The 12,626-nt window shown below is 72.0% G+C and carries 7 protein-coding genes; 4 read left to right on the forward strand and 3 right to left on the reverse strand.

Translation table 11 applies throughout. From position 1 onward, the window contains the following. Window positions 1-46: 46 nt before the first annotated feature. The 3 genes from C0010_RS03285 to C0010_RS03295 form a co-directional block, all read right to left on the reverse strand. Complete coding sequence (locus C0010_RS03285; protein WP_158685248.1) at window positions 47-4,177, reverse strand: family 16 glycoside hydrolase; 4,131 nt, start codon at window positions 4,175-4,177, stop codon at window positions 47-49. A gap of 181 nt (window positions 4,178-4,358) precedes the next feature. Continuing rightward, the gene (locus C0010_RS03290; protein WP_105565641.1) at window positions 4,359-5,441 is read right to left on the reverse strand and encodes a substrate-binding domain-containing protein; all 1,083 of its coding nucleotides are present in this window, start codon (window positions 5,439-5,441) and stop codon (window positions 4,359-4,361) included. Next, window positions 5,438-7,336, reverse strand: coding sequence for a heparinase II/III domain-containing protein (locus tag C0010_RS03295; RefSeq protein ID WP_158685250.1), 1,899 nt, complete (start codon window positions 7,334-7,336; stop codon window positions 5,438-5,440). Before C0010_RS03295 ends, C0010_RS03290 begins: the two co-directional genes overlap by 4 nt. Before the next feature lie 135 nt (window positions 7,337-7,471). Between C0010_RS03295 and C0010_RS03300 the strand changes: the two genes are divergently transcribed. The 4 genes from C0010_RS03300 to C0010_RS03315 all read left to right on the forward strand — a co-directional run bounded on the left by C0010_RS03300 (window position 7,472) and on the right by C0010_RS03315 (window position 12,624). After that, window positions 7,472-9,400 (forward strand): DUF2264 domain-containing protein, encoded by a 1,929-nt coding sequence (locus tag C0010_RS03300; protein ID WP_105565643.1) that lies wholly within the window; start codon window positions 7,472-7,474, stop codon window positions 9,398-9,400. Window positions 9,401-9,462: 62 nt separating this feature from the next. Continuing rightward, window positions 9,463-10,746: an ABC transporter substrate-binding protein gene (locus tag C0010_RS03305; RefSeq protein ID WP_105565644.1), complete on the forward strand. Its 1,284-nt coding sequence runs from the start codon at window positions 9,463-9,465 to the stop codon at window positions 10,744-10,746. A 58-nt stretch (window positions 10,747-10,804) separates the two neighbouring features. Then, window positions 10,805-11,713: a carbohydrate ABC transporter permease gene (locus C0010_RS03310; RefSeq protein WP_105565645.1), complete on the forward strand. Its 909-nt coding sequence runs from the start codon at window positions 10,805-10,807 to the stop codon at window positions 11,711-11,713. Further along, a complete protein-coding gene (locus C0010_RS03315; protein WP_198410790.1) occupies window positions 11,710-12,624 on the forward strand; it encodes a carbohydrate ABC transporter permease in 915 nt (304 codons plus the stop codon). The genes C0010_RS03310 and C0010_RS03315 overlap by 4 nt, the downstream gene beginning before the upstream one ends. The last annotated feature ends 2 nt before the right edge of the window (window positions 12,625-12,626 follow it).

Below are 12,626 nucleotides of genomic sequence, written 5' to 3' on the forward strand. Positions count from 1 at the left end.
CTTCGCGCGGGTCGCGGGCTCACCGCCCGTGGGCGACGCGGCGCCGTCACCCCGCGGCGTCGTAAGCGACGACCCCCTCATACGTCGCGCCGTCGTCGCCCGTGCCGGTGACCGTCATCTCGCCGGCCGGCATCTCGGGCTGGCGCGTGCTGAACGCCGCCGACACCGTGCGGCCCGGCTTGACGTTCTCGAACGTCTTCGAGCCGTACTCCGTCTCGACCGTGATGTCGGCGACCGTGTCGTCGGCGTTGGCGACCGTCGCCACGAGCGCGACGCTCTTGCCGATCATCCGGGTCGTGGCCTCCGGCTCGAGTACGAGCCGCTCGGAGTCCGCCTCGCCCGCGACGGCGAGCCACGAGATCACGGGGTCGGACGACCCGACGCCCTCTCGGGTGACGAGGTAGTCGACGGTCGCGTCCTCCTCGAGCGTGAACGTCAGATCACCCGAGACCCGGCTGTTGGCGCCCGAGAGGTCGATCGCCCCCGAGGCCAGCTCCTCGCCGCCGACGGAGACCGACTGCGCCAGGGGCCGCGTCGTGCTCCACCACTCGGTGAAGCCGGCCGTCAGCGTGTACGTGCCCGCCTCGAGCGGCAGCCGGTAGCGCAGATCGGGCCCGGCCTGCCAATTCCCCGTCGAGTACTTGTCGGCGAGGTCGGTGCCGTCCTTCCGGTTCACGCCCTCCGCGAGGTGGCCCCACTGGCCCTCCGCTCCCGACGCCCGGTCGACCGCGTCGTTGAGCAGCCCCGGGAAAGCACCGCTCACGGCGGCGTACTGCGGGGAGTCCTCACCGCCCGTGCCCGCGTCGATGTAGTACCGGATGCCCGTGGGCACGACCTCGAACTCGGCCTCGACGGCGGTGCGTGCGTCGAGCACGCCGCGCACCGCGAGCGTCTCGTACGGGGTGCGCTCGGCGCCGACCGACTCCTCGTCCCACGTCACCTCGCGCTCCTCGCCGTCGACGACCACGGTCGCCGGCAGCTCCTGCTCCGTGTCGACGGCGCCCGCCAGGCCGACCTCCTCGACGTCGAGCGCCGTCAGCTGCTCGACGGCGCGGTCGAGGCGCTGCGTCAGCCCCGCCGCGCCCTCGGCGTCCAGGCCGTACGCGCCGGCGTCGGCGACGGCGGCCTTCGCCTGCGCGAGCGTCGCCTCGACGACGGCCCACTCATCCGGGTCGCTGCCGCCCCGCTTCTGCTCCTCACCGCGCGCGATCGCCGCTTCGAGGGGCGCCAGGTCGAGCTCCGCCGCGTCGGCGTTCGCCTCGACGACGCCCACGGCGTCGACGTTGAACTCGGCGGCGTTCGCGGTCGCGAACGTCACGGTGTGCTCGCCGTCGGCAAGGCCGCGCAGCGGGAACGCCGTCGTCTCGGTGCCGGCCGCGAGGGTCGGGGCGCCGAGCAGCACTGGCTCACCGTCGACCGTGACGTCGAGGGTCGCCTCGCCGCCGTTGCTGCCGATGATGTCGAGCCCCGTGCCCGAGAACGTGTAGCTCAGGCTCGCACCCTCGCCCGTGCTGAAGCTGCTCGACCGCTGCCATTCGTACATGCCGCGGCCGTTCAGGTGGCGCCACCGGTCGTCGAACTCGAGCACGGGCTGGGACGAATCGGCCCAGCTCGACTGGTGCATGCCGTCGACGATGTGGGTGTAGTACGGCGTGTACCCGTCGATGGTCTCGATCCTCAGGTCGTCGAACTGCGTGAACGCGAACGACGACCCGAGCTGCACGCGGCCGGCGGCCTGCGGCGACGGGTCGACGTACTCGCCGACCTCGGCCCCGTTGATCAGCGCCGTGTACGTGTCGCCCGCAACGCGCACGGCGATCGTGTTCCAGACGTCCGAGCCCGTGCGGAAGCCCGTCTCGGGAACCTCGGAGGCCGCGCCGCTCGCGACGACATCGCCGTAGCGCCGCAGCGACCAGGCGCCCTCGGGGTCGACGCGCAGCTCGGCGGCCGAGACGTTCTGGCCGTTCGAGGTGCCGCCCTGCTCGCGCGCGCCGATCGAGGCGTACCTGCCGGACCCTGGTTCGAACAGAACGTCGACGGATGCGGTGTAGTTGGCCCAGCGCGCGTCGCCGATCGTCGTCATCGGGTCGCCGGAGGTCCAGGCGCTGCCGACCATGTCGGGCCCGACCTGCTGGCGCAGCACGCGGCCGCGCTCGGCGTCGCCGGTGTCGACCGACTCGAACGCGCCGTTCGTGTCGTTCGTGTAGCGCGGCGTCGCGCCGGCGTCCTCCGCCCGCGCGGCCGGCGTTCCATCAGGCTTCGCCTTCGCCCCGCGGGAGTCGAGGTACCCCTCGCCGGAGTCGACGAGCTCGCCCGTCTCCGGGTCGTAGGTCCGGATGTCGGGGGCGCCCGCGTAGTCGAAGTCGTCGGCATAGAGCACGCCGTCGCCCGTTGCGCCGTTGCCCCGGCCGGTGTCGTCGGTGTCGAGAACATCGCGGCCGCCGCCCTCCGCGGTGGGCTCGGGCGAGGTGGGCAGCTTGTTGCCCGCACCCTCGCGCGGGGCGAGCGCACCGTCGTCGCCGGCCTCGGCGAGGTCGAGCGTCGTCGCGGTCACGGCCGACCACGGCGCGACCGTGACGGTGTAGGTGCCGCCGGACGGCGCGATCTCGCCGACCGGCGCGAGGTAGTTCGCGTCGTACGCCTCGCCCGCGTCGGCGGCCCTGGTCTCCCAGACCTCCATGGTCGCGTCGTCGCCGATCGCGAGGTCGTCCGCCGTGATCTCGTAGGTCCGCTCGTACGAGCTGTCGTTGACGATCACGGTCGAGAAGTCGCTCGCGTCGGGAGCCGCGAGGGTCGTGTACGAGTCACCGCCCTCGCGGGCGCCGCTCGGCGGGTTGCCGCGCCCGAGCGTGCTGCCGGACGCCTCGGGGATCGCGCGCCAGATGCCCTCGGCATCCGGGTCGCCCGTCGGGTTCTCCCAGCCGATCTCCGCGAACTGCGTGAAGTGCTGCAGCACGCCGAGGCCGGCGTCGTAGTAGAGCCAGCCCGACCACGGGTCGCGCGCGCTGACGAGCTCCTTCGACGAGTACTGGAAGCCGTCGTAGAACGAGCCGATCGCGGGCTGGTAGATCGTGAGCGTGCGGCGCGAGGCGTCGAAGCCCGTCGTGATCCAGTTCGCCATCTCGAGGGCGCTGTTCACACCTCCGATGTCGGTGCCCGCGCCGCCGGCGCCGTCGTCGTTCGTGTTGTGCGGTCGGTCGGCGGAGTTCGAGAACGTCGCCTGCCCCTCCGAGTTCCAGACCTCGAGGTCGAGCTCCTCGGCGGCCCTGGTCATGTTGCCGTTCGCGTCGTCGGCGCTGGAGTAGTGGAAGCCGACGATGTCGACGGCGTCGCGCAGCGCCGGGTCATCCGGGTTCGTCAGCTGGTCGCCGAAGCTCGTCGGCGGGGTCCCGACGGTGTCGCCCGCGACGGTCCGGATGGCATGGAACAGCTCGCGCTCCTCCTCCGACGCGAAGCCGTTGTTCGGGTCGTCGGCCGTCGCGCCCTCGTAGCCCGACTCGTCGGCGGCGAGCTTCGCCGAGAAGTCGATGATCGCGCCCTCGTCGGGGTCGTGCGTCTCGTTGTAGTCGGGGTTGATCGAGTCGACCATGATGCCGTACTCGCGGTAGGCGGCGAGCGCCGTGTTCTTGAACCAGAGGTACTCATCGGCCTTGTCGGCGACCCAGGCAGGGGTCCGCCAGCGCAGGATGCTGAGGTGCACGTCGCCCTCCGCGACCCGTTGCGCGTCGGCCGCGAGCTGGAAGCCCGGCTCGCGCATCACGTTCGGGTACTCGTCGCGGCTGCGCATCGTGGCCGCGTTCGGCCCCGTCGAGGTGTTGCGGTCGTTCCCCATCTCGATCTTGACGGTCGTCATGATCGGGTGGTCGCCGCCGTAGAGCGTCGTCAGGAGTTCCCAGTACTTCTCGGGGTGCTCGGCCTTGTAGTCCATCAGCAGCGAGCTCGTCGAGTTGGCGGAGAGCACGCCGAAGCCCTTGAAGGTGAGGCCGTTGCGGCTCTCGGCCGCCGCGGCGACCGCGTCGCCCGACACCGTGACCTCGACGGGGTCGGCGGGCGCGGCGCTCGCGGCCGCGGGCGCGGCGATGGCCCCCGCCGTCAGCGCGGCCGCGACGCCGATCGCGGCGGTGCGGCCGCGCGAGCGTCTGTCGGAGGGCAGGGAGGAACGTCGTTTCAGAGTCATGTCGCGAATCTCCATCGGGAAGCGGCGGCGATGCCGTTCGAGGGGCGCGCCCGGCGGTGGGCGCGTGCAGTGGAGCACTGCGCGACTCAGTCAATAGCCATTCGCAAACGGTCGTCAAGGTTCACTCTTTGCAGACCGTTCACAACCGTTCATTCCCGGATGTCGGCATCCGGGAGCCGGCTCACTTCGGCGCCGTCGTCGACGCGCGCACGTTCAGCTTCGGGCTGATCGTGACGCGGTGCGCGGGGCGCGACGGGTCGTCCATGCGCGCGAGCAGCGACTCGAGCGCTGCGCGGCCGAGCGCGGCCCGCGGCGGAGCGACGCCCGTGAGCGCCGGCGTGAACAGCTCGGCGAACTCGTCGTCGTACGCGATGACCGACAGGTCGCCCGGCACGCTGACGCCGCGCGCGAGCGCGAGGTCGACGATCGCCATGGCCTCGCGGTCGGCGTGGATGAGCAGCGCCGTGACGCCCGCCCCCAGCACGGAGTCGAGCACGCCGTTGACGGCCGCCGAGAAGCCGGGGTCGCCCCGGTCGGGCAGCACCCGCTCGACGTGGTCGGCCGGCGTCAGGCCGAGCTCGCGGCACGCGGTCGTCCAGCCGGCGATGATCTTGCGCGAGGTGGGCGAGTTGCGCGAGATCAGGAGCCCGACCTTGCGGTGCCCGAGCTGGGCGAGGTGCCGCGCCGCGAGCACGGCACCGAGGGCGTGGTCGGTCGTGACGGAGTCGACGGGGTCGCCGCTCGGCCGGCGCACGGCGTCGCGCTCGGCCAGGACGAACGGCAGACCGGATGCCGTGAGCCAGTCGATCACGTCGGGTGCGAACTCGGTGTCGGTGTTGGGCGCGACGATGAGCCCCGAGACATCGCCCTGCGCCACGATGCGCTCGAGCGCGGGCCGCTCGTCCTGCAGCTCGTAGGAGGTTCCGCGCAGCAGCACCGAGATGCCCCTGGCGCGCGACTCCGCCTCGAGCGAGCGCACGACCTGCGGCCAGTAGTAATCGAGCGACGGCACGAGCACGCCGATCGTCGCCGTCCCCGCGGGGGCCTGCCGCGCGGGGACGCCCCCGGCGGGGGCGACGGCACCGCCGTGCACCCGCTGCAGGAGGCCCTCCTCCTCGAGCTGCTGCAGGTCGCGCCGCAGCGTGACGGGCGAGACGCCGAGCTCTGCGGTCATCTCCGAGGCCCTGACCGAGCCCGTGCGGGCGAGGGCGTCGAGGATCGCGTCGCGCCGCGACGCCGCGAGGCGAGCTGTCTGGTCGGTCATGAGTGGGTCCCTCCGATTCGTTCATTCTGACGGACGCGCACATCCAGTGCCGTCAGGCCGGCGATATCGATATCGAGCCGGACGAGGCGCGCGCCCCAGATCTCCGACAGCATCGGGTCGTCGAGGTCGCGGGGCGTCAGCACTGCAAGCGCCGCCTCGTTCCACGTGAGCTCGATCGCCGGCGCGCCCGCCAGCGGTGTGATCCGCGCACGGCCGGGTGCGAGCTCGACGTCGCCGGCGATGAGGAAGCGGATCTCGGTCGGGGAACCCGACGCATCGCCCGAGAACCGCCACCGGTCGCTGATCCGGATGCCGTCGTCGCCCTCGTGCGCGACGGTGCGGAGCCAGGTCTCGAGCGCGGGCGCGTCGTATGCGCCGGCGAGCTCGAGCGTCAGCTCCGCGCCGCCGGCGGCCACGACCTCGGCCGCCCAGGCCTCGCCGTCCGGCTGGCCCGCCCCGCGCACGAACGGCGCGCTGTGCCACGCGCTCTGCATGGGCCACTGCTCGTACCGGCCCGGGCCGAAGGTCCTGGCATCGTAGGTGGGCCGGCCCGCATCGACGATCACGGGAACACCGCCCGAGGCGACGATCACCGAGCCGACGTCGTTGTGGTTGTGGTTCTCGCCGTTGTGGCCGCCCTTGGCGGCGACCGCGAGACCGGATGCCGAGCCCGCGCGCTCGCGCAGGATCATCATCTGCGTCGACGGCAGCCAGGTGCGCCGGGGCAGAGGGTCGCCGCCCTCGGCGGCCGCCCACTCGGCGTCGGCGAGGCCGCGCAGCGTGCGGCCGAGGCCGTCGCGCGGCGGCACGGCGGCCTCGGCCCTGTGCCGCGCGGCGAACGCGGCCGCGTCCGGGTCGCCGAGGCGGCGGGCCGCGCGGTGCAGCGCGTGCCACGGCTGCGCCTCGCGGGGGCGGGCCTGGCCGTCGGCGACGTTGACGTACCAGTCGCCGCCCAGGTGCATCCGGTGCGGGAACGCGACGGTCTCGCGCAGCGACGGGATCTCGCGCGCCGCGTCGAGCCCCGTCGCGTGCGCGAGGAGGTCGAGGGCCTCGAGCAGGCGGCACGGGCCGTTCCACCAGTACGCGTAGCCCTCGTCGACGGCGCCGTCGGCCGGGAGAGCGGCGACGTAGACGTCGAGGCCCGCGACGATGCGCGCGAGGAGGCGGGCGAGCTCGTCGCCGCCGGAGAACTGCAGGCCGGCCGCGAGGAGGTTGCCGTGGATCCACGGGTTCCAATTGTTGACCCGGCCGTCGAAGTCGACCCACCGCCACCAGTCGCGCGCCAGGAACGGTTCGATCACCCTGGCGCGCACCTCGTACCGCAGGCGGGCGCGGAAACCCGGGTACGCCGCCTCGACACGTGCGCCGACGGCGTGGTCGAGCCACGCGAGCTGCCCCGCCGCCTCGCCGGCGCCGAGGTCGACGTACGGGTCGGTGACGACCCCGAGCACCGAGCCGTGGCGCTCGCGCGCGTCGTCGTGCGCGGGCCAGCACCACGTCGACTGCTCGCAGAGCAGCGTCGCCCCGTCGAGCACCTCGGCGAGCCACCGCTCGTCACCCGTCGCGGCCGCGAGCACGGCGGCGTCCGTCAGCCGCTGCTGCCGCGCGAACGCGGGGGTCTCCCACGCGACGCGGTCGCCGTCGCGGTGGAAGCGCGCGGCATCGCTCGCGAGGGGCTGCGGCCACGGTGTGCCCAGCGCACGCCCGGCGCGCTCCCGGATGAGCGCGAGGGCCGCGGCGTCGGCGTGCGAGAGGTCGATGGCAGGCAGGCCCGGCGCGGCCCCGCCCGCCGAAGCGGCCGCCACCCGCCGCGCGAGCTCGGCGGGGAGGGACGCGGCGGAGACCCCGGCGAGCGCGGCGAGCGCACCCGTCAGGGGGAGTTCGGGATCCGGCACAGCATCCTCCTCGGTGTCGTCGGCGACAGAGCGATCATAACCGATCATGTTGCTTCAAAAAGGTGTTGGCACGAACGTTCCTGATTGCTACGCTCCTGTACGTCACCCCCGACGGATCTTCGAAGGAGAACCTCCGTGACTGCCGACGACGCACCCCGCACGCCCCAGGCCGATTGGTCGCGGGCGCAGTGGGCCGCGTTCGCCGACCGCCTGCTCGATGGCGCGATGGCGCACGCCTCCCCCGGCCGCGGGCGCATCATCCCGCCGGGCGCCGAGGGCGGCTACGGCCGCGACGTCGACGGCCTCGAGGGCTTCGCGCGCACGTTCCTGCTGGCGGGGTTCCGCATCGCGGGCGAACGGGGCGAGGGCGTCGACGACCTGATCGAGTTCTTCTGCGACGGCATCCGCACGGGCGTCGACCCGGCGGCGCCCGACCGCTGGGTGCGGCTCGAGGAGCACGCCCAGGCCAAGGTCGAGGCGGCATCGCTCGCGCTCATCCTCGACATGACGCGCCCGTGGATCTGGGACCAGCTCGACGAGACCACGCGGGCGCGCGTGATCGACTACCTCGCGCCCGCCGTCGGCGACGACACCTACCCGCGCACGAACTGGCTCTGGTTCCGCGTCGTCGTGCAGACCTTCCTGCGCTCGGTCGGCGGCCCCTGGTCGCCCGACGACGTCGCGGCTGACCTCGCGCTGCACGACAGCTTCGCGCGGGAGGCGGGCTGGATGACCGACGGCGCCGGCCGCTCGTACGACCACTACGTCGGCTGGGCGCTGCACCTCTACCCCGTTCTGTGGCACCGGATGACCGGGGCCGCCGAGCTGGCCGGCGACCGGCACGCGCGCGACGTCGCCGCCCTCGACCGCTACCTGCAGGACGCGATCCACCTCGTCGGCGGCGACGGCTCGCCGCTCGTGCAGGGCCGCAGCCTGATCTACCGCTTCGCCGCCGCCGCGCCGTTCTGGGCCGGCGTCTTCGCCGAGGTCCCCTCGCTCTCGCCCGGCGCCCTGCGGCACGCCGCGAACCGCATCGTCGCGCACTTCGAGGCGAACGGCGCCCCCGACGACGACGACCTTCTCACGCTCGGGTGGCACCGCGAGTGGCGCGCACTCGCCCAGGCGTACTCGGGCCCCGGCTCCCCGTACTGGGCGTCGAAGGGCCTCATCGGGCTCGCCCTCCCGGCGGACCACCCGGTCTGGAAGGCGCCAGCCGAGCCCCTGCCGATCGAGCGGGGCGACTTCGTGCGGGCGATCCCCAGCCCCGGATGGATCGTGTCGGGCACGCGCGCCGACGGCATCGTGCGCGTCGTCAACCACGGCACCGACCACGCCGAGCCGGGCGAGGCGGCCGCCGACTCTCCGCTCTACGCCCGCCTCGGCTACTCGACCGCGACGAGCCCGCTGCTCGACGAGCGGGGCTGGCGCGAGCCGCTCGAGCAGTCGCTCGCCCTCGTGGGCCCGGCCGGCGAGGCCACGCACCGCACCGGCATGAGCCCGCTCGGCGTGCGCGTCGCCGGCGACACCGCGATCGCCGCGTCGAGCTGGGACGCCCACACGGTGGCGTTCGAGGACGACCAGAAGCGCCATGGCTCGGGCCTGACGGGCCGCACCGAGGCCGCCGGCCGCATCACCGCCGTCTCGGTCGTGCGCGGCGAGCGCGAGGTGCGCCTCGCCCGCGTCGACGGCGCGCGGCCGGGATGGCACCTGCGCTGGGGCGGCTGGCCCGTCGCCGGCGACGCCGTGACCGGCACCGTGCGCGGCGCCGAGGCCGCCGCCGCGACCGCCCCTCCCGCCGGTTCGCCCGCGGCGCCCGTCGCCTCCGTCATCCGGCCCCTCACCGCCGGCGGCGCCCCGGCGGTGATCCCCCGCCGCGACGCGAGCCCGCTCGGCCCCGACGCCGCGGTCCCCGCCCTCACAACCGACGCCGTGCCCGAGTGGATCGCCTGCGAGCTCGTTCTCGCGCGCGAACCCGACGCGGCCTCCGCCGCGGTCGCCCTGGCCGGCGGCGCGGCCGAGATCACGTGGCCCGACGGCCGGACGACCCGCGTCGACCTCCCCTGAGACCTCCGCGGGCGTCGCCCGCAGCCTGAACCCCACCCCTTGCAGCGAAGGAGCAGCACCCCATGAAACGAATCATCATCGCCACGGCAGGCACGGCCGTCGCGGCCCTCGCCCTCGCCGGTTGCAGCGGCGGCGGCAGCGCCGACGACGGCGTCGCCGAGGACGGCTCGATCACCCTGACGATGTCGGGGTGGAGCATCGACACGACGCCCGAGTTCCAGCTGCTCGCCGACGCGTTCCACGAGAAGAACCCGGATGTCACGGTCGAGATCGTCGACTACGACCCGAACGAGTACAACACGCTCGTGACGGCGGACCTCGCCGCGGGCAAGGGCCCCGACATCATCACGCAGAAGGAGGTCAAGTACGTCACGACCTTCCAGAGCGGCGGCCAGCTGCTCGACGTTTCGGACGTCGCGCTCCCCGATGGGATCGGCGGCGCCGACTCGTACGAGGTCGACGGCGCGGCGTACGCGACGCCGTACCGCCAGGACTCGTGGGTGCTCTACTACAACAAGGACCTCTTCGCGCAGGCGGGCGTCGAGGAGCCCGACGGCTCGTGGACCTGGGAGGACTACCGTGCGGCCGCGGCCGACCTGACCGACGGCCTCGACGGCGCCAAGGGCGCCTACCAGCACAGCTGGCAGTCGGTCGTGCAGGGCTTCGCGAACGCGCAGAACGGCGCCGACATCCTCGACGGCGACTACAGCCACCTCAAGGAGGCGTACGAGCTCTCGCTCGGGCTGCAGGATGACGGCCTGCAGGAGTCGTTCAACACCGTCGGCGCGAACCAGCTCACCTACCAGGGCGAGTTCGGCACGCAGAAGGCCGCGATGATGCCGATGGGCACCTGGTACGTCGCGACGCTCGTCGCGCAGCAGGAGTCCGGCGAGGCCGACGACTTCGAGTGGGGCATCGCCCCGGCGCCGCAGCTGGACGAGTCCACCACTGGTACCGACGGCACGCCCGTCACGTTCGGCGACCCGACGGGCTTCGGCATCAACGCCGGCATCGCGGAGGGCAAGGTCGACGCCGCCAAGGAGTTCCTCGAGTTCGCCGCGAGCGAGGAGGCCGCCACGGCCCTCGCCGAGATCGGCATCACGCCGGCCCTGCTGACCGACCCGGTCGTCGAGGCGTACTTCAGCGCCGAGGGCGCGCCGGAGGACGAGCTGTCGACGTTCGCGGTGCAGACGCACGAGACCCTGCCCGAGAACCCGACGTCGGACAAGACGGCGGCCGTGCAGAACATCCTGAACGACATGCACTCGGCGATCCTCTCCGAGTCCACGTCGGTCGACGACGCGATCGCGGACGCCGAGGGCCGCGTCGCGAACGAGGTCGGCTGACCCGCAGCACAACCGTCCCGGGCCCCGCGAGGGGCCCGGGACCTTCCTGAGGAGCATCATGACCACCACCGCGACGCCGAAACGCCGGCGTTCCGCGCTGCGGACCCGCAACACCCTGCTCGGGTGGAGCTTCATCCTGCCGAACTTCCTCGGTTTCGCGATCCTCACGCTCATCCCGGTGATCGTGCTGTTCTACATGTCGCTGACCAACTGGAACATCTTCGGCTCGTCGCAGTTCGTCGGGCTCGACAACTACACGCGCCTGCTCGGCGACGGCAGCTTCCGCGTCTCGTTCTGGAACACGATCTACTACTCGGTGCTCCACATCCCGCTGACGATCATCGCGTCGCTCGGCATCGCGCTGCTGCTGAACAACAAGCTCCGCGGCGTCGCGTTCTTCCGCACCGCCGCGTTCTTCCCGTACATCACGTCGATCGTCGCGATCGCGCTCGTGTGGAACTTGCTGTTCAGCCCCGAGTACGGCCCCATCAACGAGTTCCTCCGCTTCATCGGCATCGACAACCCGCCCGGATGGCTCACGTCGACCGAGTGGTCGATGCCGGCGGTCGTGATCATCGCGACGTGGAAGGACATGGGCTACTACATGGTCCTCTTCCTCGCCGCGCTGCAGACGGTGCCGCGCGAGCTGCACGAGGCCGCCCGGATGGACGGAGCGAACGTCTTCCAGCGCTTCTGGAACGTGACGCTCCCGTGCCTGCGCCCCACGATGTTCTTCGTGACCGTGATGCTCACGATCAACTCGCTGAAGATCTTCGACCTCATCCTGGTGCTCACGAACGGCGGCCCCGGCCAGTCGACGACCGTGATCAGCCAGTTCATCTACCGGAAGGGCTTCGAGGAGAACGAGTTCGGCTACGCGTCGGCCGCCTCCGTCGTGCTCTTCTTCCTGTGCCTCATCGTGACGATCGTGCAGTTCACGTGGAACCAGCGGAAGGACGCCAAATGAGCGAGACAATGGCGCTCGTCACGCCCCCGGCGCGCAAGAAGCGCACGTCGCTCGAGCCGGGCTACCGCTCGCGGCCCGCGGGCCGCGGTGGCCGGACCATCGGCCGCGCGGTGCTCTACATCGTGCTGATCGTAGCCGCGGCCGCGATGCTGACCCCGTTCTTCTGGATGGTGATGAGCTCGCTGAAGGACGCCAACTCGGTGTTCTCGGTCCCCGTCCGCTGGATCCCCGAGGTGTTCGTCTGGTCGAACTACGTCGAGATCTGGGAGAGCAGCGACATCGGCACCTGGATCAAGAACACCGTGATCATCTCGCTTTCGGTCACGGCCCTGCAGGTGATCACCGGTTCGTTCGCCGCGTACGGCTTCGCGCGCATCCGGTTCCCCGGCCGCAACATGCTGTTCCTGCTCTACGTCGGCACGATCGCCGTGCCGTGGCAGTCGTACATGATCCCGCAGTTCATCATGCTGTCGAACGCGGGGCTCGCGAACACGCTCTGGTCGATCATGCTGCTGCAGGCGTTCGGTGCGTTCGGCGTGTTCCTGATGAAGCAGTTCTACGAGACGATCCCCGAGGAGCTCTCGGAGGCCGCCCGCCTCGACGGCCTGAGCGAGTACGGCATCTGGTGGCGCATCATGGTGCCCCTGTCGATCCCGGCCGTCGCGAGCCTGGCGCTGCTGACGTTCGTGAACACGTGGAACGACTACCTCGGGCCGCTCATCTACCTGCGCGACCCGAGCCTGTGGACGATGCAGCTCGGCCTGAACAACTTCGTCTCGAGCCTGTACGACACCGACTACGGCGTGCTGTTCGCGGGCCTCGTGATCTCGGTCGTGCCGATCGCGATCATCTTCATGCTCGGCCAGCGGTACTTCGTCGAGGGCATCGCGACGAGCGGGATGAAGGGCTGATC

This window comes from Microbacterium halophytorum (genome assembly GCF_002970975.1).
Lineage (GTDB): Bacteria > Actinomycetota > Actinomycetes > Actinomycetales > Microbacteriaceae > Microbacterium > Microbacterium halophytorum.

Excerpts from the sequence above, each read along its gene's own strand:
- C0010_RS03285 (WP_158685248.1), bottom strand. The coding sequence starts at position 4,177 with ATGACTCTGAAACGACGTTCCTCCCTGCCCTCCGACAGACGCTCGCGC.
- C0010_RS03315 (WP_198410790.1), top strand. The coding sequence starts at position 11,710 with ATGAGCGAGACAATGGCGCTCGTCACGCCCCCGGCGCGCAAGAAGCGC.
- C0010_RS03305 (WP_105565644.1), top strand. The coding sequence starts at position 9,463 with ATGAAACGAATCATCATCGCCACGGCAGGCACGGCCGTCGCGGCCCTC.
- C0010_RS03290 (WP_105565641.1), bottom strand. The coding sequence starts at position 5,441 with ATGACCGACCAGACAGCTCGCCTCGCGGCGTCGCGGCGCGACGCGATC.
- C0010_RS03310 (WP_105565645.1), top strand. The coding sequence starts at position 10,805 with ATGACCACCACCGCGACGCCGAAACGCCGGCGTTCCGCGCTGCGGACC.